This is a genomic window from Enterobacter sp. DSM 30060 (genome assembly GCF_013375955.1).
Taxonomy (GTDB): Bacteria; Pseudomonadota; Gammaproteobacteria; order Enterobacterales; family Enterobacteriaceae; genus Enterobacter; species Enterobacter intestinihominis.
Genome location: NZ_CP056118.1, coordinates 1106748 through 1128880, shown reverse-complemented (window position 1 = coordinate 1128880; position 22133 = coordinate 1106748). Strand labels below are relative to the sequence as shown.

Genomic DNA, 22133 nt, shown 5'->3' with positions numbered 1-22133 from the left:
ATGCGGGGTTTAGGGCTGATTTACGCTTCATGCCAGCAGTGAAGCAAGGTAAGTAAGGAACCATAAATGAGCCAAACGATGGCGAATATAGTCGATGTCCGGGGCGTCAGTTTTTCTCGCGGCAACCGGGTGATATTTGATGATATTTCGCTGACCGTGCCGCGCGGTAAAATCACCGCCATCATGGGGCCGTCAGGGATCGGTAAAACGACGTTGCTGCGTCTTATCGGCGGGCAAATCCCCCCTGATAGCGGCGAAATTCTCTTCGACGGTGAAAACGTCCCGGAGATGTCTCGCTCGCGCCTCTACACGGTTCGCAAACGGATGAGCATGCTCTTTCAGTCGGGTGCGCTGTTCACCGATATGAACGTATTTGACAATGTGGCCTATCCGCTGCGTGAGCATACCCATCTTCCTCCTGCGCTGTTGCACAGCACGGTGATGATGAAGCTCGAAGCTGTGGGGTTGCGGGGGGCTGCGAAACTTATGCCGTCCGAACTCTCGGGTGGGATGGCGCGCCGCGCCGCGCTGGCGCGTGCTATTGCCCTGGAACCCGATTTAATCATGTTCGATGAACCGTTCGTCGGGCAGGACCCTATCACCATGGGCGTGCTGGTGAAGTTAATCTCGGAGCTGAACAGCGCCCTTGGCGTAACCTGCGTGGTGGTTTCCCACGACGTGCCGGAAGTGCTGAGCATTGCTGATTACGCCTATATTGTGGCTGACAAAAAGATCGTCGCCCACGGCAGCGCTCAGGCGTTGCAGGAGAATGGCGATCCGCGCGTGCGGCAGTTCCTGGACGGTATCGCAGATGGGCCGGTGCCTTTCCGCTATCCGGCGGGCGACTATCATGACGATTTACTGGGAATAGGGAGTTAATCCACTCATGCTGTTAAATGCGTTGGCGGGTCTTGGACACCGTGGCCTAAAAACCATCAGTACGTTCGGGCGTGCCGGATTAATGTTGTTCAACGCGCTGGTTGGCAAACCGGAGTTCCGCAAGCATGCGCCGTTACTGGTGCGGCAGCTTTATAACGTCGGCGTGCTGTCGATGCTTATCATCATCGTGTCGGGTCTGTTTATTGGCATGGTGCTGGGGTTGCAGGGGTATCTGGTGCTGACAACCTACAGCGCGGAAACCAGCCTTGGCATGCTGGTGGCGCTCTCGCTGCTGCGTGAACTCGGGCCGGTTGTAGCAGCGCTGCTGTTCGCCGGGCGTGCCGGATCAGCGCTGACGGCTGAAATTGGCCTGATGCGCGCCACAGAGCAGCTCTCCAGTATGGAGATGATGGCGGTCGATCCGCTGCGCCGGGTGATCTCGCCGCGCTTCTGGGCCGGGGTTATCTCCTTGCCGTTACTGACTATCCTCTTTGTGGCGGTAGGTATCTGGGGAGGCGCGCTGGTTGGCGTCAACTGGAAAGGCATTGATGCCGGGTTCTTCTGGTCTGCCATGCAGGACGCCATCGATCTGCGGATGGATCTGGTGAACTGTCTGATCAAGAGCGTGGTTTTCGCTGTGACGGTTACCTGGATTGCGTTGTTTAATGGTTACGATGCCATTCCGACGTCGGCGGGCATTAGCCGTGCAACGACGCGTACTGTCGTACATTCGTCGCTGGCCGTTTTAGGTCTGGATTTTGTGCTCACCGCACTGATGTTTGGGAATTGAGTTCATGCAAACGAGAAAAAATGAAATTTGGGTTGGCGTGTTTTTGCTTCTGGCGCTGCTGGCCGCGCTGTTTATCTGCCTGCGCGCGGCGGACATCACCTCTGTTCGCACCGAGCCGACGTATCGCGTCTACGCGACTTTCGATAATATCGGCGGCCTGAAGGCGCGCTCACCGGTCCGTATTGGTGGCGTCGTTATTGGACGTGTCGCTGACATTACGCTTGATGAGAAAACCTATCTGCCGCGCGTCGCAATGGATATCGAAGAACGCTATAACCACATTCCGGACACCAGCTCGCTCTCTATCCGCACCTCTGGCCTGCTGGGGGAGCAATATCTGGCCCTTAACGTTGGTTTTGAAGATCCTGAGCTGGGAACGTCTATCCTTAAAGACGGTAGCGTAATCCAGGATACCAAGTCAGCGATGGTGCTGGAAGATATGATTGGTCAGTTCCTTTACAACAGTAAAGGGGATGATAAAAAGTCTGACGATGCCCCTGCGCAGAGTGAAGACCACACCAACGTCGAACCGACGCCAGGCGCGACGAATTAATTTCAGGAGAAGTCATTCATGTTTAAACGACTGTTAATGGTTGCCATGCTGGTCATTGCCCCTCTAACCGCGGCGCACGCTGCGGATCAGAGTAACCCGTACAAACTGATGGATGAGGCCGCGAAGAAAACCTTCGACCGTCTTAAAAACGAACAGCCCAAAATCCGCGCTAACCCTGATTATCTGCGTGATGTGGTGGATCAGGAACTGCTGCCGTATGTGCAGATCAAGTACGCGGGCGCACTGGTGCTGGGCCGTTACTACAAAGACGCGACCCCGGCGCAGCGCGAGGCTTACTTTGCGGCGTTCCGTGAATACCTGAAACAGGCTTACGGCCAGGCGCTGGCGATGTACCACGGGCAGACCTATCAGATTGCTCCTGAACAGCCGCTGGGCGATGCCACCATCATTCCTATCCGCGTGACGATTATCGATCCAAACGGTCGTCCACCGGTACGCCTGGACTTCCAGTGGCGTAAAAACAGCCAGACCGGAAACTGGCAGGCGTACGACATGATCGCTGAAGGCGTCAGCATGATCACCACTAAACAGAACGAGTGGAGCGATCTGCTGCGCACCAAAGGCATCGATGGCCTGACGGCTCAGCTTCAGTCCATCTCTCGTCAGAAAATTACCCTGGACGAGAAGAAGTAATGTCACAGCAGCTTAGCTGGGCGCGTGACGGCGAGACGTTGACGCTGACGGGAGAGCTGGATCAGGATCTGCTTAACCCGCTGTGGGACGCTCGCCATAACGCGATGCAGGGCGTGACGTTGATTGATCTCCATGGCGTCACGCGGGTAGATACCGCCGGTATCGCCCTGCTGGCGCACCTGGTGGCCACGGGCAAAAAGCAGGGGAGTAGCGTCACCCTGACGGGGGTAAGCGATAATGTCGTAACCCTTGCACAGCTTTACAATTTGCCTGAAGACGTATTACCTCGCTAACTTTTTCAGTACGTTACTTCCGAAAGCCCCGACAGTTTACGCGTCGGGGCTTTTTGCTTGTTTAAGACCGCGCCACTTTGCTCTAAGATGTTGAGCTTGTTTTCACTATCAGATGATGTAGACCCCATGGAAAATAATGAAATCCAGACAGTGCTGATGAATGCACTCTCCCTTCAGGAAGCCCACGTCTCTGGCGATGGCAGTCACTTCCAGGTTATTGCTGTGGGTGAGATGTTCGACGGAATGAGTCGCGTGAAGAAACAGCAGGCTGTGTACGCGCCGCTGATGGAATACATTGCGGATAACCGCATCCACGCCCTGTCGATTAAAGCGTTCACCCCACAGGAGTGGGCACGCGATCGCAAACTAAACGGTTTTTGAGCTGAGGGCGAAGCGCCCGCAGCACGGTTGAATTTATAAGAGAGCAAACGATGGATAAATTTCGTGTACAGGGACCCACGCGTCTCCAGGGCGAAGTCACAATTTCTGGCGCTAAAAACGCCGCGCTGCCCATTCTTTTCGCTGCGCTGCTCGCAGAAGAGCCGGTAGAGATCCAGAACGTACCGAAGCTGAAAGATATCGACACGACCATGAAGTTGCTCGGCCAGTTGGGCACCAAAGTGGAGCGTAACGGTTCCGTCTGGATCGATGCCAGCAACGTGAACAACTTCTCAGCGCCGTATGAGCTGGTGAAAACCATGCGTGCTTCCATCTGGGCGCTTGGCCCGCTGGTGGCGCGTTTCGGTCAGGGACAGGTTTCACTGCCGGGCGGATGCGCTATCGGCGCCCGTCCAGTCGACCTGCATATCTTCGGTCTGGAAAAGCTGGGCGCGGAGATCAAGCTGGAAGAGGGGTACGTTAAAGCGTCCGTCAATGGTCGCCTGAAAGGCGCGCACATTGTCATGGACAAAGTGAGCGTGGGCGCAACGGTAACCATCATGTCGGCTGCTACGCTGGCAGAAGGCACTACCATCATCGAAAACGCCGCCCGAGAGCCGGAAATCGTGGATACCGCGAACTTCCTGGTCGCGCTGGGGGCGAAGATCAGCGGGCAGGGCACAGACCGTATCACCATCGAAGGCGTTGAACGTCTGGGTGGTGGTGTGTACCGCGTACTGCCAGACCGTATCGAAACCGGTACTTTCCTGGTAGCGGCTGCCATTTCTGGCGGTAAGATTGTTTGTCGTAACGCACAACCGGATACCCTGGATGCGGTGCTGGCGAAACTGCGCGATGCGGGTGCGGACATTGAAATTGGTGAAGACTGGATCAGCCTCGATATGCACGGGCAGCGTCCTAAAGCCGTTAACGTGCGCACTGCGCCACATCCGGCATTCCCGACGGATATGCAGGCACAGTTCACCCTGTTGAACCTGGTGGCCGAAGGCACAGGCTTCATCACGGAAACTATCTTCGAAAACCGTTTCATGCACGTACCGGAACTGATCCGTATGGGTGCGCATGCTGAGATTGAAAGCAACACGGTCATTTGCCACGGCGTTGAAAAACTGTCCGGTGCGCAGGTGATGGCGACCGATCTGCGCGCGTCTGCGAGCCTCGTACTGGCAGGTTGTATTGCAGAAGGGACTACCGTTGTCGATCGTATCTACCACATCGATCGTGGTTACGAGCGTATTGAAGACAAACTGCGCGCGCTGGGTGCGAATATCGAGCGTGTGAAGGGCGAGTAATCGTTCCGGCACCCCCCTGCCAGAACAGGCCGGGGGATTGCTGTTCCTGTAAATCCGGGTGCATCAGTCCTGATGTGCTTTCTTCGCTTTGCTCTGGCGCATCATGCGCGTTCTGTCGATAAATTCATGGGTAATGGGATCGTGATAGCGTGACGGCCATATCACCCACGGATGCGTATCCAGCGCCGTCGCAATAATCAGTTCCCCCTTCGGCCATGGGCGGGTCAGGGCGTTTGCCAGCGTCGACGAGCTCAGCCCATGACGACGTGATTCGGCAGCCAGCGATGTCCCTTTTTTACGCAGTGCCGCAATAATGTCAGCAGAATGCCAGTCGATGAATTTTGTATCCATAATGCTGTCCTTGTGTTCGTTATCGTCCACGTCGTTTCGTGTGAAAAGACAGCATTACTATACTCACTTCGAACATCTGTTCTAAAAAGTTCATGTTACGAGAAGCAATATTCAGAATAAGGCACGGCTTTATACATACGGCCTGTAACCTGATGAGCTTACGCGTAAATGTAATTTATTGGTGCGTACTGGAACCTCCCTACGAGATCGCAGGGAGATGAGGAGGGGATTAACGGTCGCGCTGGACGGCGATGTGCGCGAGGCCGATTAGCGCATCACGCCATGGGCTGTCGGGAATGACCTGAATTGCGGCGATGGCTTTGTCTGCTTCTTCTTCAGCACGCTGACGCGTCCATTCAAGGGAACCACAGATGGCCATTGTTTCCAGTACCGGTTCCAGAAGATGGCGACCATTTCCCTGCTCGATAGCCTCCCGGATCATTTTCGCCTGCTCTGGTGTGCCATTGCGCATCGCGTGGAGCAGCGGCAGCGTTGGCTTGCCTTCGTTCAGGTCATCGCCAACGTTTTTACCGAGCGTTTCGCCATCCGCGCTGTAGTCCAGCAAATCATCAATCAGCTGGAACGCGGTGCCGAGGTAACGGCCATAGTCCTGAAGCCCTTTTTCCTGAGCTTCGCTACAGCCTGCCAGAATGCCGGAGCACTGCGCGGCGGCTTCAAACAGACGTGCGGTCTTGCTGTAAATCACCCGCATATAGTTTTCTTCGGTGATATCCGGGTCGTTGACGTTCATCAACTGTAGGACTTCGCCTTCAGCGATAACGTTTACGGCTTCTGACATCACTTCCAGCACCTTCAGCGAGCCAAGGCTGGTCATCATCTGGAAGGCTCGGGTATAGATAAAATCCCCTACCAGAACGCTTGCCGCATTACCAAACGCGGCATTGGCGGTGGCTTTGCCACGACGCATGTCTGATTCATCCACAACATCGTCATGAAGCAGGGTGGCGGTGTGGATAAATTCGATCAGCGCCGCGATCGTGACGTGGGCATTTCCCTGATAGCCAACCGCGCGTGCGGCCAGAATGGCAATCATCGGACGAATACGTTTACCGCCGCCGCTGACGATGTAATAGCCCAACTGATTGATCAGCTGAACGTCAGAGTTGAGTTGCTCCAGGATTGCTGCATTCACACCCGCCATATCTTGCGCGGTTAACTCATTGATTTTTTCTAAATTCATCGCAAAAGCCGGGCTTTTTATCCTGTTTATCCCACACGAGATGGGTACACAAAGGGTTTCGGTTTATAAATAGTATTGCTGATTGTACTGAAAAAATGGCTCAGATAAACGTTACCGTACGTGTTGTGTTTTTTTTCTTCATGTATTGATGGTAGCACTTGTCAAAGGCTCGCGTTTTGCGTAATATTCGCGCCCTATTGTGAATATTTATAGCGCACTCTGAATCATACGAGGATGTGCGCGGAAGCGGAGTTTATATGTACGCGGTTTTCCAAAGTGGTGGTAAACAACACCGAGTAAGCGAAGGTCAGACCGTTCGCCTGGAAAAGCTGGACATCGCAACTGGCGAATCTGTTGAGTTCGCTGAAGTTCTGATGATCGCAAACGGTGAAGAAGTCAAAATCGGCGTTCCTTTCGTTGATGGCGGCGTTATCAAAGCTGAAGTTGTTGCTCACGGTCGTGGCGAGAAAGTTAAAATCGTTAAGTTTCGTCGTCGTAAACACTATCGTAAGCAGCAGGGCCACCGTCAGTGGTTCACTGATGTGAAAATTACTGGCATCAGCGCCTAAGACCTGAGGAGAGATTTAAATGGCACATAAAAAGGCTGGCGGCTCCACACGTAACGGTCGCGATTCAGAAGCTAAACGCCTGGGCGTTAAGCGTTTCGGTGGCGAATCCGTTCTGGCGGGTAGCATCATCGTTCGTCAGCGTGGCACCAAGTTCCACGCGGGTACCAACGTAGGTTGCGGTCGTGACCACACTCTGTTTGCTAAAGCAGACGGTAAAGTGAAATTTGAAGTTAAAGGCCCGAACAACCGTAAATACATCAGCATCGTTGCTGAGTAAGGTTTTCTCGGTCCGGTAACGGATTAAAGCCCCGCAACGTGTTGCGGGGCTTTTTACATTGGAAACCCGGAAAATTTTCTGTAGGGAAAACGGGCATGAAGCAGCAGGCCGGCATTGGTATTCTTTTGGCGCTCACTACCGCAATGTGCTGGGGTGCACTGCCAATTGCAATGAAGCAGGTACTGGAAGTGATGGAACCGCCCACGGTGGTGTTTTATCGCTTCCTGATGGCAAGTATAGGCCTGGGCGCCATTCTGGCCGTCAAAGGTAAGCTGCCACCGCTGCGCATCTTCCGAAAACCGCGCTGGCTGGTGTTACTGGCTATCGCGACGGGCGGTCTGTTCGGTAACTTCATTCTGTTCAGCTCTTCCCTGCAATATCTTAGCCCTACAGCGTCGCAGGTGATTGGTCAGCTATCACCGGTCGGCATGATGGTCGCCAGCGTATTCATCCTCAAGGAGAAGATGCGCGGTACGCAGATCATCGGGGCAAGCATGTTGCTTTGCGGTCTGGTGATGTTCTTTAACACCAGTCTGATCGAGATTTTTACCCGCCTGACGGATTACACCTGGGGTGTCATTTTTGGGGTGGGTGCAGCAACGGTCTGGGTGAGTTATGGCGTCGCGCAAAAGGTGTTATTGCGTCGACTTGCCTCACAGCAGATCCTCTTTTTGCTGTACACTTTGTGTACACTGGCATTATTGCCGTTAGCTAAGCCGGGGGTGATTACCCAGCTCAGCGACTGGCAACTGGCGTGCCTCTTTTTTTGTGGGCTGAACACGCTGGTCGGTTATGGCGCGCTGGCTGAAGCCATGGCGCGCTGGCAGGCAGCACAGGTGAGCGCCTTAATCACGCTTACCCCGCTGTTTACGCTGTTATTTTCAGATTTGTTATCAATGGCCTGGCCCGATGTCTTCGTCAAGCCGATGCTCAACCTGTTGGGTTATCTCGGTGCGTTTGTCGTGGTTGCGGGCGCGATGTATTCCGCCATTGGTCATCGTCTCTGGGGGCGTTGGCGCAAAAATGAAGCGGTTGTAATAGTCCCCCGCTCAGGCGAATGAGTTACGGAGAGTAAAATGAAGTTTGTTGATGAAGCGACGATTCTGGTCGTGGCAGGTGATGGCGGTAACGGTTGTGTAAGCTTCCGCCGTGAAAAATATATTCCTCGTGGCGGTCCTGACGGCGGTGACGGTGGGGACGGTGGCGACGTGTGGCTGGAGGCGGATGAAAACCTCAACACGCTGATCGACTACCGTTTCGAAAAATCTTTCCGCGCCGAACGTGGGCAGAATGGCCAGAGCCGCGACTGTACCGGTAAACGCGGTAAAGACGTGACGATCAAAGTGCCGGTAGGTACGCGTGTCATCGATCAGGGCACGGGCGAAACCATGGGTGATATGACCAAACACGGTCAGCGCCTGATGGTGGCGAAAGGCGGCTGGCACGGTCTGGGTAACAGCCGTTTCAAATCTTCCGTTAACCGTACCCCGCGTCAGAAAACCATGGGTACCCCGGGTGATAAGCGCGACCTGCAACTGGAACTGATGCTGCTGGCGGATGTGGGGATGCTGGGTATGCCAAACGCCGGTAAATCGACGTTTATCCGTGCGGTCTCTGCGGCGAAACCAAAAGTGGCGGATTATCCGTTTACGACGCTGGTACCGAGCCTGGGCGTTGTCCGTATGGATAACGAGAAGAGCTTCGTGGTCGCTGACATCCCGGGTCTGATTGAAGGGGCAGCAGAAGGCGCCGGTCTGGGGATTCGCTTCCTGAAGCACCTTGAGCGTTGTCGCGTACTGTTGCACCTCATCGACATCGATCCAATCGACGGTTCCGATCCGGTTGAAAACGCCCGTATCATTATCGGTGAGCTGGAGAAATACAGTGAAAAACTGGCGCAAAAACCGCGCTGGCTGGTATTTAACAAGATCGACCTGATGGATAAAGCGGAAGCTGAAGCGAAAGCGAAAGCGATTGCCGAAGCGATGGGTTGGGAAGATAAGTACTACCTGATCTCTGCCGCCAGCCAGGTTGGCGTGAAAGATCTCTGCTGGGATGTGATGACCTTTATCATCGAGAATCCGGTTGTTCAGGCAGAAGAGGCAAAACAGCCTGAAAAAGTTGAATTCATGTGGGATGACTACCACCGCCAGCAGCTCGAAGAGCTGGAAGCGGATGAAGATGATGAAGACTGGGACGATGACTGGGATGAAGACGACGAAGAAGGCGTCGAGTTCATCTACAAGCACTAACCTCAGTATAAAGCCCCTTAACGGGGCTTTTTTTTATCCTATTTTCGCCGGTAACCAACAGCTGGCGATGAGGCCGCCCTCAGCGCCGTTCTCCAGCGTTAAATAGCCATGATGGAGCTGTACGATACGCTGTACGATGCTCAGCCCAAGGCCGCTGCCGCCGTAGCGCTGGTCGAGACGTCGGAAAGGTTCGGTGATCGACTGGCGGTGTGCCTCATCAATACCCGGCCCCTGATCGGTAACGCTCACCTGGGTACCGTTTTCCGTCGCTGTTAATGCCACTTCAATGGTTGTGCCTGCCGGGCTGTAGCGGGCGGCATTCTCCAGAAGGTTCCTTAGCATCAGACGTAACAGGACGGCGTCGCCCTGTACCGTCAGCGGGCTGTGAGCAGGCCATATCACCGTATGCTCTCTGGCTTCATGCTCCAGGCTGAGCGGTGCAATGATCGTCTCAGTCCAGTTCACGGTATCGTAATGGCCGCTGGCCATCGCCTGTCCGGCACGCGCCAGCATCAGCAGCTGTTCCACCGTGTGCATCAACTGATCGATCCGGTTTATCAGTGGTGTGGCCTGCGGGGAACCGGACTGAGCCATCAGTTCCAGATGGAGCCTGATCCCCGCAAGCGGCGTACGTAACTCGTGTGCCGCATCGGCGGTAAACAGGCGTTCCTGTTGAATAGTGTGATCCAGCCGGGCGAGGAGTTGATTGAGCGATGTGGTCACAGCGCCTATCTCTTCCATATCAGAATACATCGGCAGGGGAGTCAGATTATCCGCCGAACGGTTCGCAAGGCTGACGCGAAGTTTGTTGAGTGGTCGGGTGATCCAGGTGACGGCCCAGAATGAGAAGAACAGGGTAAAACCGACCATCACCAGAGAAGGGACCAGCAGGGAGGCAATGGCTTCGCGGATCTCTTTTTCGACATGGTTGTTGCGCGCTTTCGCAGACAACGTTTCATTCACCAGAAAACCGATTTGCTCGCGGCTCTCATGCCACAGCCAGACTACGCTAACCAGTTGAAAAAATAGCAGTATAACCGCCAGCAACACCATTAATCGCCGGCGCATACTGTTCATTTCTGGCTCTCCAGACGGTAACCCACGCCACGTACGGTTTTGATGCGATCTTTACCGAGCTTGCGGCGCAGATTATGAATGTGAACTTCAAGCGTGTTTGATCCTGGATCGTCCTGCCAGGAGTAGATGTCCTGTTGCAGCGTTTCACGGTGCACGGTCTGCCCGCTGCGCATGATCAGACGCGTCAGCAGAGCGAACTCTTTTGGGGTCACTTCCACAGGCTGAGACTGGCGCAGCACCTGCTGAGTTTGCAGATTGAGGGTGATATCCCCGTCCGTCAGCAGGTTGTCGCTGTGGCCCTGATAGCGGCGGATTAACGCCCGTACGCGAGCCTGTAGCTCGGCAAGGGCGAAGGGTTTTACCAGATAATCGTCAGCGCCAGAATCCAGCCCGTTAATTCTGTCTTCAATGGCATCGCGGGCGGTGAGAATCAATACGGGATTCTCCACTCCGCGACGACGCCACTGGCAGAGCAGCGTCGCGCCGTCTTTATCCGGCAGTCCCAAATCCAGGATCACAAGGCTGTATTCTCCGCTCTGGATCAAGGCATCTGCTTCAGCCGCCGTGGCGGCACAATCCAGGGCGTAGCCCTCATTCTCCAGTGCCAGCGCTAACCCTTCCTGTAATAACAGATCGTCTTCAACTATCAGTAGTTTCATCGCTAGTTATTCTGGTAGATGTCCTTATAGAGCCTGCTTTCGAAACGCACCAGTGGAATACGACGATTGCGCTGGTCAGCCGGTTCGACGGCATAGCCGGACAGATACTGCACAAAGGCCATGCGTTGCCCGCTGGCTGTCGTGATAAAACCGGCAAGGTTGTAAACGCCCTGCAGGGAACCCGTTTTGGCTGACACTTTGCCATCCACGCCTGCAGCGTGAAGGCCCGCACGGTACTGAAGTGACCCATCGTGTCCGGCGAGCGGCAGCATTGTAATAAAGTTTAGCTCAGCGTCATGCTGAGCGATGTACTGCAACACCTGCATCATGGTGGCCGGTGAGATCAGGTTATGGCGCGATAAACCGGAACCGTCGACAGCGATCGTATTGCCCAGATCGATACCCGCCTGCTGGCGCAGGATCTGACGTACGGCATCAGAACCGGCCCGCCAGGTTCCTGGCACACCAAAGCGCGCGTGCCCAATCATACGGAACACCGTGTCGGCAATCATGTTATCCGACTTTTTCAGCATAATCTTAAGCAAATCATGCAGTGGCGCGGACTGTTTACTGGCAATCACCGTGCCTGGTTCATTCACCTGCGTCTGGCGCAGCAGCGTTCCGGTGTAGGTTATGCCCGCCTGCTTCAGTTCATCTTTAAAAATGGCACCGGCATAGCCTGCGCCATCCTGAATGGCAAAGGCCAGCGGGAGGGGATCGGCCCGCTGGGTCAGGCAGCCGGTGAGCGTATAGCGATTGAGATCGCCCGGTACCACGTCGAGCTCACAATACTGTGCCTCCGGGGAGCCTTTCGCCAGCGTCCGCACCTGGCTGAACATCGTGACCGGGTAGTAAGACGCCACGCGGATAAACGCTAAGTCATTGGGTTTTGGCGCGCTGTAAAGCGATACGGAGAAGCAGTTACGGTCAACGATGGCGGCGGCTGGCGGGGCGCTAAAGCACTGCGTCATGTCGTTCCATGGCCAGCCAGGCGCTTTATCGTGGCTGGCGAAAATGGAGGTGTCGATCAGCACGTTGCCATCAATTTTTGTTACGCCGGATTTTTTCAGTACCGCCACCATGTTGCGGACATCCTGGCGCTTAAAGGTGGGATCGCCACCAAAACGGGCGATAAGATCGCCTTTCAGTTCGCCACCCTCAACGTTACCTCTGGTTTCAAGGGTGGTAGTAAAACGGAAGTCAGGCCCGAGCTGGAGCAGGGCGGCGAGGGCAGTGATCACCTTCTGGGTACTGGCAGGCAGCGCCATCTGTTGACTGTGATAGTCAATCTCGGGAGCCTGCGCGCCAACCTTCTGCACCATCAGGGCAAGGTTCGCGCCGGCGGGCAGTTGATTAATGTACTCATCAACATTCGCGGCCTGAACGGTGAACGTTATACTGGTAGTCAATCCGATGATAAAACTGGAAAATCGCATAATCTCGCGCTAACAACCCGAAAACAAACCGTCATACTACGGTGCATGGCACTGTAAAGTAAACGATGACCCATAGTGAACTTCGCGGTAAAATGCGTATCAAATTGAAAAATTGCTGCTGACCTGGGGCGTTGCTCCCGGGTCGGTTTTCTTTTTGCTTCTGGCCTGTTCAGGTGGGCTGGAGCAGGGAACACTGCTCCCAACAGGAATGTTTAAGAGGTATAACAAATGCAAGCTATTCCGATGACCTTACGTGGTGCCGAAAAACTGCGCGAAGAGCTGGATTTTCTGAAATCCGTACGTCGCCCTGAAATCATCGCCGCTATCGCGGATGCGCGTGAGCATGGCGACCTGAAAGAGAATGCTGAATACCACGCGGCGCGTGAGCAGCAGGGTTTCTGCGAGGGGCGCATCAAAGATATCGAAGCGAAACTGTCCAACGCGCAGGTTATCGATATCACTAAAATGCCAAACAACGGTCGCGTGATCTTCGGCTCTACCGTCACCGTCCTGAATCTGGACAACGACGAAGAGCAAACCTATCGCATCGTGGGTGATGATGAAGCAGACTTCAAACAGAACCTGATTTCGGTGAACTCCCCGATTGCTCGTGGCCTGATTGGCAAAGAGCAGGATGATGTTGTGATTATCCGCACCCCGGGTGGCGAAGTGGAATACGAAATTATTAAGGTTGAATACCTGTAATTCGCTTCTCTTCTAAGATGTTGATACATTGTAAAGAAAAGAAAAAGGCCGCATAGCGGCCTTTTATCAACTCAAGGAGCATGGCATTTTGCTCGCCTGCTGAAAGAAATCCCTCGTTTCACACAGAAAATGTGTTTGATTCAGGATATCCTTAACGTGGCAGCGAGATTTTGCGCTCTTTAGATGGGCGATAGAGCACCAGCGTTTTACCGATGACCTGTACATTACAGGCGCCGGTTTCGCGCACGATGGCTTCCACGATCAGGTTTTTAGTGTCTCTGTCTTCAGAGGCGATTTTCACCTTGATCAGCTCGTGGTGTTCCAGCGCTTGTTCAATCTCGGCAAGCACCCCTTCGGTCAAACCATTGTTGCCAAGCATCACTACAGGCTTGAGCGGATGTGCCAGACCTTTAAGGTGCTGTTTTTGTTTAGTACTCAGATTCATCGTATATTTTTGCTTACGTTGGGATTGAAAACGGTTCATTCTACCGCCATCTCCCTAATATCGCCAAATAGCTGCGTAGAAATTTACGTCACAGGCAAGTAACGATGAACCAGGACGGAAATGTTAAATGACAGGTAAAAAGCGTTCTGCCAGCTCCAGCCGCTGGCTTCAGGAACACTTTAGCGATAAATATGTTCAACAGGCGCAGAAAAAGGGGTTACGTTCCCGCGCCTGGTTTAAACTTGATGAAATACAGCAAAGTGACAAACTTTTTAAACCGGGAATGACGGTGGTCGACCTCGGTGCGGCACCTGGCGGATGGTCTCAGTATGCGGTTACGCAGATCGGCGGAACGGGCCGAATCATCGCATGCGATCTTTTACCAATGGATCCCATCGTCGGTGTCGACTTCCTTCAGGGCGACTTTCGTGATGAATTAGTGCTTAAAGCATTACTTGATCGTGTAGGTGACAGTAAGGTCCAGGTTGTCATGTCGGATATGGCACCAAATATGTGTGGAACACCGGCGGTGGATATCCCCCGCGCCATGTATCTGGTGGAACTAGCGTTAGAAATGTGTCGTGATGTACTAGCGCCTGGTGGTAGTTTTGTTGTGAAGGTGTTTCAGGGCGAAGGTTTCGAGGAGTATCTTAAGGAAATTCGCTCCCTGTTTGCGAAGGTCAAAGTTCGTAAGCCGGACTCTTCCCGGGCCCGTTCCCGTGAAGTGTATATTGTAGCGACCGGGCGAAAATGATAACCGGTAGATTTCAGGCGAAAGTTTGAATGAAACTGGATATAGAGTATCCTGACGCTGTTTTTAACACAGTTGTAATATGAGGTTAATCCCTTGAGTGACATGGCGAAAAACCTAATACTCTGGCTGGTCATTGCCGTTGTGCTGATGTCAGTTTTCCAGAGCTTTGGGCCCAGCGAGTCGAATGGCCGCAAGGTGGATTATTCTACCTTCCTGCAAGAGGTCAATCAGGACCAGGTTCGCGAAGCGCGTATCAACGGACGTGAGATCAACGTTACCAAGAAAGATAGTAACCGTTACACGACTTACATCCCGGTGAACGATCCTAAGCTGCTTGATAACCTTCTGACCAAAAACGTCAAAGTGGTAGGCGAGCCGCCGGAAGAACCAAGCCTGTTGGCTTCTATCTTCATTTCCTGGTTCCCGATGCTGCTTCTTATCGGTGTCTGGATCTTCTTTATGCGCCAGATGCAGGGCGGTGGTGGCAAAGGTGCCATGTCGTTCGGTAAGAGCAAGGCGCGTATGCTGACGGAAGACCAGATCAAGACCACCTTTGCTGACGTAGCAGGTTGTGACGAAGCAAAAGAAGAGGTGGGTGAACTGGTTGAATACCTGCGTGAGCCGAGCCGTTTCCAGAAACTGGGCGGTAAGATCCCGAAAGGCGTCCTGATGGTCGGCCCTCCGGGTACCGGTAAAACCCTGCTGGCAAAAGCCATCGCGGGTGAAGCGAAGGTCCCGTTCTTTACTATTTCAGGTTCTGACTTCGTTGAAATGTTCGTGGGTGTCGGTGCATCTCGTGTGCGTGACATGTTCGAGCAGGCTAAGAAGGCAGCACCGTGCATCATCTTCATCGATGAAATCGACGCCGTTGGCCGCCAGCGTGGCGCAGGCCTGGGCGGTGGTCACGATGAACGTGAGCAGACCCTGAACCAGATGCTGGTTGAAATGGACGGCTTTGAAGGTAACGAAGGTATCATCGTTATCGCGGCAACTAACCGTCCAGACGTACTCGACCCTGCGCTGCTGCGTCCAGGCCGTTTCGACCGTCAGGTTGTGGTCGGTCTGCCGGATGTTCGTGGTCGTGAACAGATCCTGAAAGTGCATATGCGTCGCGTACCGCTGGCGCCAGATATCGACGCGGCAATCATCGCGCGTGGTACTCCAGGCTTCTCCGGTGCGGATCTGGCTAACCTGGTCAACGAGGCAGCACTGTTTGCCGCTCGCGGTAACAAGCGTGTAGTGTCCATGGTGGAATTTGAGAAAGCGAAAGACAAAATCATGATGGGTGCGGAACGTCGCTCCATGGTGATGACGGAAGCGCAGAAAGAGTCCACGGCATATCACGAAGCGGGCCACGCGATTATCGGTCGTCTGGTGCCGGAACACGATCCGGTACACAAGGTGACGATCATTCCACGCGGTCGTGCGTTGGGTGTGACCTTCTTCCTGCCTGAAGGCGACGCGATCAGCGCCAGCCGTCAGAAGCTGGAAAGTCAGATTTCAACCCTGTACGGCGGTCGTCTGGCAGAAGAGATCATCTACGGTGCGGAACATGTTTCCACCGGTGCGTCGAACGATATTAAAGTGGCGACAAACCTGGCACGTAACATGGTGACCCAGTGGGGCTTCTCCGACAAACTCGGTCCGCTGCTCTATGCAGAAGAAGAGGGCGAAGTATTCCTGGGCCGCTCCGTGGCAAAAGCGAAACATATGTCCGATGAAACGGCTCGTATCATCGACCAGGAAGTGAAAGCGCTGATTGAGCGTAACTACGCTCGCGCCCGTCAGATCCTGAATGACAATATGGACATCCTGCATTCGATGAAAGATGCGCTCATGAAATATGAGACCATCGATGCGCCGCAGATTGACGACCTGATGGCTCGCCGCGAAGTGCGTCCGCCAGCAGGCTGGGAAGACCCAGGCGCGTCTAACAATTCTGACAACAATGGCACCCCGCGTGCACCGCGTCCGGTCGATGAACCGCGTACGCCAAACCCGGGCAACACCATGTCAGAGCAGTTGGGCGACAAGTAAGTCACTGCTGTTGAAGCGTTTGTCTGTACATCAAACCCTGGAGCGTGCTCCGGGGTTTTTCTTTTTTATATAACCATGCAAATAACAGGGATTTAGCCATGAAACTCTTCGCCCAGGACTCGCATCTCGACCTTTCACATCCGCATGTGATGGGGATCCTGAATGTCACGCCTGATTCCTTCTCTGACGGCGGCACGCATAACTCGCTTATCGACGCGGTTAAACACGCGAATTTAATGATCAACGCGGGTGCCACCATCATTGACGTTGGAGGGGAGTCAACGCGGCCTGGCGCGGCGGAGGTTTCGGTGGAAGAAGAGCTGGCGCGCGTGGTGCCGGTGGTGGAGGCTATCGCCCGGCGCTTTGAAGTGTGGATCTCTGTTGATACCTCCAAACCCGAAGTGATCCGTGAAGTGGCGAGAGTGGGCGCTCACATTATCAATGATATCCGCTCGCTGACCGAGCCGGGCGCAATTGAAGCCGCCGCTGAAACCGGGCTACCGGTGTGTCTGATGCATATGCAGGGCCAGCCTAAGACAATGCAGGAGGCGCCAAAATATGAAGATGTGTTTGCCGACGTCACCCGCTTCTTTATTGAGCATATCGAACGCTGTGAACGTGCGGGTATCGCAAAAGAGAAATTGCTGCTCGACCCGGGCTTCGGTTTCGGTAAAAATCTCTCACACAATTACGCGTTGCTTGCGCGCTTATCAGAGTTTCATCAGTTCGGCCTGCCACTGCTGGTGGGAATGTCGAGAAAATCGATGATTGGTCAGTTGTTGAATGTCGGGCCGAATGAACGTCTGAGCGGCAGTCTGGCCTGCGCGGTGATTGCCGCGATGCAAGGTGCACACATCATTCGCGTCCATGACGTAAAAGAAACAGTAGAAGCCATGCGTGTGGTGGAAGCCACACTGGCAGCGAAGGAAAACAAACGCTATGAGTAATCGTAAATATTTTGGTACCGATGGCATCCGTGGGCGCGTAGGCGATGCGCCAATTACCCCTGACTTTGTCCTGAAGCTGGGTTGGGCGGCGGGTAAGGTACTGGCGCGTCATGGCTCCCGTAAGATCATTATTGGTAAAGATACCCGTATTTCGGGTTATATGCTGGAGTCCGCGCTGGAAGCCGGGCTGGCGGCGGCGGGGCTTTCAGCTTCCTTTACGGGGCCAATGCCGACCCCTGCTGTTGCCTATCTGACTCGTACCTTCCGTGCGGAAGCGGGCATCGTCATTTCAGCTTCTCATAATCCGTTCTATGACAACGGTATCAAATTCTTCTCCATCGACGGCACTAAACTGCCGGATGACGTGGAAGAGGCGATTGAAGCGGAAATGGAGAAAGAGATCACCTGTGTCGACTCCGCTGAGCTGGGTAAAGCCAACCGTATTGTCGATGCCGCAGGCCGCTACATTGAATTCTGCAAAGGCACGTTTCCGAATGAACTGAGCCTGGCACACCTCAAAATTGTGGTGGACTGTGCAAACGGTGCGACCTATCACATTGCGCCGAATGTTTTCCGCGAGCTGGGCGCGAAAGTGATCACCATCGGCTGCGAGCCGGACGGTCTGAACATCAATGAAGAAGTCGGCGCGACAGACGTGCGTGCCTTGCAGGCGCGTGTACTGGCTGAAAAAGCCGATCTGGGTATTGCCCTGGATGGCGATGGCGATCGTGTGATCATGGTTGACCACGAAGGTAACAAGGTCGACGGGGATCAGATCCTCTACATCATTGCGCGTGAAGGCCTGCGTCAGGGGCAACTGCGCGGTGGCGCGGTGGGCACGCTGATGAGCAATATGGGTCTGGAGCTGGCGCTGAAACAGCTGGGCATCCCGTTTGTTCGCGCGAAAGTGGGTGACCGCTACGTGCTGGAAAAACTTCAGGAAAAAGGCTGGCGCATTGGCGCGGAAAACTCCGGCCACGTGATCCTGCTCGATAAAACCACCACCGGTGACGGCATTGTGGCGGCGCTTCAGGTTGTTGCCGCGATGGCGCGTAACCATATGAGCCTGCACGATCTGTGCAGCGGCATGAAAATGTTCCCGCAGATCCTGGTGAACGTGCGTTTCACCGCTGGTAAAGGCGACCCGCTGGAAAATGATAACGTGAAAGCGGTGATGGCAGAGGTGGAAGCGACGCTTGGCAGCCGTGGACGCGTCCTGCTGCGTAAGTCGGGTACCGAGCCGCTGATCCGCGTGATGGTGGAAGGTGAAGACGAAGCGCAGGTAACTGAATTTGCGCACCGCATTGCGGATGCAGTGAAAGCTGCATAATCTTTCAGAATAAGTGTTTAAAAAGGCGGCGTTTGCCGCCTTTGTTTTAAGCAATAAATGGCTTTTTGCTGTTTTTTTCCGCAGTTGATACAATGCCTCGAAAATGCCCTTGCGAAGGTGATTCGCTTTGGTTAGTATTCACACCCGCTTCAGTGGGAAACAAAATCCTGCTAATTGGTCGAAGCATTGGTATGCGGCAAATCCGCAAGGAACAGGTTGATTATGTACGAAGCTCTTTTAGTTATTTTCCTTATTGTAGCCATCGCTCTCGTAGCGCTGATTATGCTGCAGCAAGGTAAAGGCGCTGATATGGGAGCCTCCTTCGGAGCAGGCGCTTCCGGTACGCTGTTCGGTTCAAGTGGTTCTGCGAACTTCATGACCCGTACGACGGCGATTCTGGCTACGCTGTTCTTCATCATCAGTCTGGTGCTGGGCAATATCAACAGCAACAAGACCAGTAAAGGAAGCGAGTGGGAAAATCTGAGCGCGCCAGCAAAAACTGAGCAAACTCAGCCAGCTGCACCGGCTAAGCCAACCAGCGATATCCCGCAGTAAGTATTCAGTACCGAGGTGGTGGAATTGGTAGACACGCTACCTTGAGGTGGTAGTGCCCTAACGGGCTTGTGGGTTCGAGTCCCATCCTCGGTACCAATATTCCAGAAGAAAGACGTCGCAAGACGTCTTTTTTTTCGTCTGTACATTCTGTGTTTCCGATCTATTGTAGGGCGGGTAAGCGCAGCGCCGCCCGCCGTTTTGCCCGGTGGCGCTGCGCTTACCGGGCCTACGAAGACCACAAAAAAGGCGCCCATTGGGCGCCTTTTGCATGTCTTGCTGTCGATTACTTCTTATCGCTGTGTTCCAGGTTCTCAACCTGCGGCAGACCATTACCGGAATTCGCGGAGAGCAGGCCATTCTCAACATAGTTGAACAGCTTCTCACGGGTATCGGTGATGTCCAGGTTACGCATGGTCAGCTGGCCAATACGATCGTCCGGAGAGAATACTGACTCACCTTTCTCCATGGTCAGACGCTCTGCTTTATAGGTCAGGTTGTCAGACACGGTATTGAGGATGGAGTAATCATTGCCGCGACGCAGTTCCAGCGTCACTTCGCCGGTGATTGCGCTCGCCACCCAACGTTGCAGGGCGTCACGCAGCATCAGCGCTTGTGGATCAAACCAGCGACCCTGATACAGCAGTTTGCCCAGCTGACGGCCATGAGCGTGATACTGCTCAATGGTGTCTTCGTTGTGAATACCGGTCAGCAGACGCTCGTAAGCGATGTGCAGCAGCGCCATCCCCGGAGCTTCGTAAATGCCACGGCTTTTCGCTTCGATGATACGGTTTTCAATCTGATCGCTCATACCCAGACCGTGACGACCGCCGATGCGGTTTGCTTCCAGCATCAGTTCAACATCGTCTGAGAAGGTTTTACCGTTCAGGGCAACCGGATGACCGCGTTCGAAACGCACGGTCACTTCTTCCGCCGGGATCTTCACGTTCTCATCCCAGAATTTTACGCCCATGATCGGGTTAACAATTTTTACGCTGGAGTTCAGGAATTCCAGGTCTTTCGCTTCGTGCGTCGCACCCAGCATGTTGGAGTCGGTTGAGTAGGCTTTCTCAACGGACATCTTATAGTCAAAGCCGCAGGCAATCATAAACTCAGACATTTCATGACGGCCACCCAGTTCGTCGATGAAGTCGGTATCCAGCCACGGTTTGTAGATCTGCAACTCGGCGTTGGTCAGCAGACCGTAACGATAGAAACGTTCAATATCGTTGCCTTTATAGGTACTGCCATCACCCCAGATGTTCACGCCATCTTCTTTCATGGCGGCGACCAGCATGGTGCCGGTGACAGCACGACCCAGCGGAGTGGTATTAAAATAGGTCAGGCCGCCGGTAGTGTTATGAAAAGCACCGCACTGGATAGCGGCAATGCCTTCAGCGACCAGTTGCTTACGGCAGTCAATCAGACGTGCGTTCTCTGCGCCATACTCCATGGCACGACGAGGGATCGCGTCATAATCTTCCTCGTCCGGCTGACCCAGGTTCGCAGTATATGCATACGGAACCGCTCCCTTCTGGCGCATCCACAGCAGTGCAGCGCTGGTATCCAGGCCGCCTGAGAAAGCGATGCCAATACGTTGTCCTACCGGAAGATGCTTGAGAATCGTCGTCATAGAATAAAACCCTGCTTGATTGACTGATTAGAGACCGCTTTCGCTCTCTTGTGCATTTTTATGCAAAATAAGTGAGTATTCATTTAATCATCTTTTGTCGAAGACCGAAAGAGACTCGTGCGTTTTTTGTAAAAAATTTGGTCTGTTCTGTCTGGCAGAAGCTGGGTTGACAGGTGGGGTCAACTATCAATATACTAAACGCCGATTTTACGTCCCGTCTTCGGTACCAAATCCCAGCATTATTTGCAAATTCTGTCCAAAACGCGTAGAATTTGCCACGTTTCAGGCGCGGGGTGGAGCAGCCTGGTAGCTCGTCGGGCTCATAACCCGAAGGTCGTCGGTTCAAATCCGGCCCCCGCAACCACTTTCCTATAAAGTTCTTTTTCAAATATACTGTGAAGACTTAGAGCCTTCGTAGCTGGATTTGAAAAAATTCTTTCGGAAAGTGCTCCAGGCCACAGTTGTGGCTATAGGGTTCAGTTATCTAAAGCCCCGATTTATCGGGGTTTTTTGTTATCTGACTACAGAATAACTGGGCTTTACGCCCTTTTTTTATGTCTTGGGGGTGGGCTTGTCCACATTAGAGCAAAAATTAACAGAGATGATTACTGCACCGGTCGAAGCACTGGGCTACGAACTGGTCGGCATCGAATTCGTTCGCGGCCGCACATCGACGCTGCGCATCTATATTGATAGTGAAGATGGCATCAATGTTGATGATTGTGCTGATGTCAGCCACCAGGTGAGTGCGGTTCTTGATGTTGAAGATCCGATTACCGTTGCGTACAACCTGGAAGTTTCCTCACCTGGCCTCGATCGTCCGATGTTCACGGCCGAGCACTATGTGCGCTTTACCGGTGAAGAAGTGGCTCTCGTTCTGCGTATGGCCGTACAGAACCGCCGTAAATGGCAGGGAATTATCAAAGCCGTTGATGGTGAAATGATCACGGTGACAGTCGAAGGCAAAGATGAAGTGTTCGCGCTGAGTAATATCCAGAAGGCGAACCTGGTTCCCCACTTTTAACAGTCTGGATTGAGGTGAAAAGCC

The 22133-nt window shown here is 53.7% G+C and carries 25 protein-coding genes and 2 tRNA genes; 20 read left to right on the top strand and 7 right to left on the bottom strand.

All coding sequences use genetic code 11. The annotated features are described in order from the left end of the window. Window positions 1-66: 66 nt before the first annotated feature. The 7 genes from mlaF (at window position 67) to murA (ending at window position 4860) form a co-directional block, all read left to right on the top strand. Window positions 67-879, top strand: a complete 813-nt coding sequence (gene mlaF, locus HWQ15_RS05360) for a phospholipid ABC transporter ATP-binding protein MlaF (protein ID WP_022649527.1) — start codon at window positions 67-69, stop codon at window positions 877-879. A gap of 7 nt (window positions 880-886) precedes the next feature. Then, window positions 887-1669 (top strand): lipid asymmetry maintenance ABC transporter permease subunit MlaE, encoded by a 783-nt coding sequence (gene mlaE / locus HWQ15_RS05355; RefSeq protein WP_003861848.1) that lies wholly within the window; start codon window positions 887-889, stop codon window positions 1667-1669. A 4-nt stretch (window positions 1670-1673) separates the two neighbouring features. Continuing rightward, window positions 1674-2222: an outer membrane lipid asymmetry maintenance protein MlaD gene (mlaD, locus tag HWQ15_RS05350; protein WP_022649526.1), complete on the top strand. Its 549-nt coding sequence runs from the start codon at window positions 1674-1676 to the stop codon at window positions 2220-2222. 18 nt (window positions 2223-2240) lie between these two features. After that, complete coding sequence (gene mlaC, locus HWQ15_RS05345) at window positions 2241-2876, top strand: phospholipid-binding protein MlaC (protein ID WP_023307064.1); 636 nt, start codon at window positions 2241-2243, stop codon at window positions 2874-2876. After that, window positions 2876-3169 (top strand): lipid asymmetry maintenance protein MlaB, encoded by a 294-nt coding sequence (mlaB, locus tag HWQ15_RS05340; protein ID WP_022649525.1) that lies wholly within the window; start codon window positions 2876-2878, stop codon window positions 3167-3169. Before mlaC ends, mlaB begins: the two co-directional genes overlap by 1 nt. 126 nt (window positions 3170-3295) lie before the next feature. Further along, window positions 3296-3550 carry a BolA family iron metabolism protein IbaG gene (gene ibaG, locus HWQ15_RS05335; protein ID WP_003861840.1) on the top strand — a complete coding sequence of 85 codons (255 nt, stop codon included), beginning with the start codon at window positions 3296-3298 and terminating at the stop codon, window positions 3548-3550. Window positions 3551-3600: 50 nt separating this feature from the next. Continuing rightward, on the top strand, window positions 3601-4860 hold the full coding sequence (gene murA, locus HWQ15_RS05330; protein ID WP_006812128.1) for a UDP-N-acetylglucosamine 1-carboxyvinyltransferase: 1260 nt from the start codon (window positions 3601-3603) through the stop codon (window positions 4858-4860). 63 nt (window positions 4861-4923) lie between these two features. Here the strand turns inward: murA and sfsB are convergent, their stop codons facing one another. After that, on the bottom strand, window positions 4924-5211 hold the full coding sequence (gene sfsB / locus HWQ15_RS05325) for a DNA-binding transcriptional regulator SfsB (RefSeq protein ID WP_022649524.1): 288 nt from the start codon (window positions 5209-5211) through the stop codon (window positions 4924-4926). Between the two features lie 229 nt (window positions 5212-5440). Next, window positions 5441-6412 carry an octaprenyl diphosphate synthase gene (ispB, locus tag HWQ15_RS05320; RefSeq protein WP_006812126.1) on the bottom strand — a complete coding sequence of 324 codons (972 nt, stop codon included), beginning with the start codon at window positions 6410-6412 and terminating at the stop codon, window positions 5441-5443. A 257-nt stretch (window positions 6413-6669) separates the two neighbouring features. Here ispB and rplU point away from each other — a divergent pair, with 257 nt between their 5' ends. The 4 genes from rplU (at window position 6670) to cgtA (ending at window position 9510) form a co-directional block, all read left to right on the top strand. Beyond that, window positions 6670-6981 (top strand): 50S ribosomal protein L21, encoded by a 312-nt coding sequence (rplU, locus tag HWQ15_RS05315; RefSeq protein ID WP_003025032.1) that lies wholly within the window; start codon window positions 6670-6672, stop codon window positions 6979-6981. Between the two features lie 19 nt (window positions 6982-7000). Continuing rightward, a complete protein-coding gene (gene rpmA, locus HWQ15_RS05310) occupies window positions 7001-7258 on the top strand; it encodes a 50S ribosomal protein L27 (protein WP_003861831.1) in 258 nt (85 codons plus the stop codon). Between the two features lie 95 nt (window positions 7259-7353). After that, window positions 7354-8319 (top strand): DMT family transporter, encoded by a 966-nt coding sequence (locus HWQ15_RS05305; RefSeq protein WP_063149063.1) that lies wholly within the window; start codon window positions 7354-7356, stop codon window positions 8317-8319. A 15-nt stretch (window positions 8320-8334) separates the two neighbouring features. Then, entirely contained in the window at window positions 8335-9510 is a 1176-nt protein-coding gene (gene cgtA / locus HWQ15_RS05300; protein ID WP_046620879.1) for an Obg family GTPase CgtA, read from the top strand. Between the two features lie 33 nt (window positions 9511-9543). Here cgtA and pmrB read toward each other — a convergent pair whose 3' ends face one another. The 3 genes from pmrB to dacB are packed head-to-tail and all read right to left on the bottom strand — an operon-like array spanning window position 9544 to window position 12682. Continuing rightward, window positions 9544-10587: a two-component system sensor histidine kinase PmrB gene (gene pmrB, locus HWQ15_RS05295; protein ID WP_063149064.1), complete on the bottom strand. Its 1044-nt coding sequence runs from the start codon at window positions 10585-10587 to the stop codon at window positions 9544-9546. After that, window positions 10584-11246, bottom strand: a complete 663-nt coding sequence (gene pmrA / locus HWQ15_RS05290) for a two-component system response regulator PmrA (protein WP_022649522.1) — start codon at window positions 11244-11246, stop codon at window positions 10584-10586. The genes pmrB and pmrA overlap by 4 nt, the downstream gene beginning before the upstream one ends. Before the next feature lie 2 nt (window positions 11247-11248). Beyond that, entirely contained in the window at window positions 11249-12682 is a 1434-nt protein-coding gene (gene dacB, locus HWQ15_RS05285) for a serine-type D-Ala-D-Ala carboxypeptidase (protein WP_003861817.1), read from the bottom strand. Window positions 12683-12910: 228 nt separating this feature from the next. Here dacB and greA point away from each other — a divergent pair, with 228 nt between their 5' ends. Next, window positions 12911-13387 carry a transcription elongation factor GreA gene (gene greA / locus HWQ15_RS05280; RefSeq protein ID WP_023298719.1) on the top strand — a complete coding sequence of 159 codons (477 nt, stop codon included), beginning with the start codon at window positions 12911-12913 and terminating at the stop codon, window positions 13385-13387. Between the two features lie 151 nt (window positions 13388-13538). On the opposite strand, the gene yhbY is transcribed toward greA, so the two are convergent. Continuing rightward, window positions 13539-13832: a ribosome assembly RNA-binding protein YhbY gene (gene yhbY, locus HWQ15_RS05275; protein WP_003861814.1), complete on the bottom strand. Its 294-nt coding sequence runs from the start codon at window positions 13830-13832 to the stop codon at window positions 13539-13541. A gap of 127 nt (window positions 13833-13959) precedes the next feature. On the opposite strand from yhbY, the gene rlmE reads away from it, so the two are divergent. The 6 genes from rlmE to HWQ15_RS05245 all read left to right on the top strand — a co-directional run bounded on the left by rlmE (window position 13960) and on the right by HWQ15_RS05245 (window position 19551). After that, entirely contained in the window at window positions 13960-14586 is a 627-nt protein-coding gene (gene rlmE / locus HWQ15_RS05270) for a 23S rRNA (uridine(2552)-2'-O)-methyltransferase RlmE (RefSeq protein ID WP_003861812.1), read from the top strand. A gap of 102 nt (window positions 14587-14688) precedes the next feature. Then, window positions 14689-16623 (top strand): ATP-dependent zinc metalloprotease FtsH, encoded by a 1935-nt coding sequence (gene ftsH / locus HWQ15_RS05265; RefSeq protein WP_003861810.1) that lies wholly within the window; start codon window positions 14689-14691, stop codon window positions 16621-16623. Between the two features lie 98 nt (window positions 16624-16721). Further along, window positions 16722-17570: a dihydropteroate synthase gene (folP, locus tag HWQ15_RS05260; RefSeq protein ID WP_022649520.1), complete on the top strand. Its 849-nt coding sequence runs from the start codon at window positions 16722-16724 to the stop codon at window positions 17568-17570. Continuing rightward, entirely contained in the window at window positions 17563-18900 is a 1338-nt protein-coding gene (gene glmM, locus HWQ15_RS05255; protein WP_003861804.1) for a phosphoglucosamine mutase, read from the top strand. Before folP ends, glmM begins: the two co-directional genes overlap by 8 nt. Before the next feature lie 222 nt (window positions 18901-19122). Next, a complete protein-coding gene (gene secG / locus HWQ15_RS05250) occupies window positions 19123-19455 on the top strand; it encodes a preprotein translocase subunit SecG (RefSeq protein WP_003861803.1) in 333 nt (110 codons plus the stop codon). A gap of 9 nt (window positions 19456-19464) precedes the next feature. Further along, window positions 19465-19551: transfer RNA gene (locus HWQ15_RS05245), tRNA-Leu, on the top strand. A 187-nt stretch (window positions 19552-19738) separates the two neighbouring features. Here the strand turns inward: HWQ15_RS05245 and argG are convergent. Continuing rightward, entirely contained in the window at window positions 19739-21085 is a 1347-nt protein-coding gene (gene argG / locus HWQ15_RS05240; RefSeq protein ID WP_022649518.1) for an argininosuccinate synthase, read from the bottom strand. Window positions 21086-21372: 287 nt separating this feature from the next. On the opposite strand from argG, the gene HWQ15_RS05235 reads away from it, so the two are divergent. Both HWQ15_RS05235 and rimP read left to right on the top strand, forming a co-directional pair. Beyond that, window positions 21373-21449: transfer RNA gene (locus tag HWQ15_RS05235), tRNA-Met, on the top strand. A 207-nt stretch (window positions 21450-21656) separates the two neighbouring features. Next, window positions 21657-22109, top strand: coding sequence for a ribosome maturation factor RimP (gene rimP / locus HWQ15_RS05230; RefSeq protein WP_014833432.1), 453 nt, complete (start codon window positions 21657-21659; stop codon window positions 22107-22109). Window positions 22110-22133 lie beyond the last annotated feature (24 nt).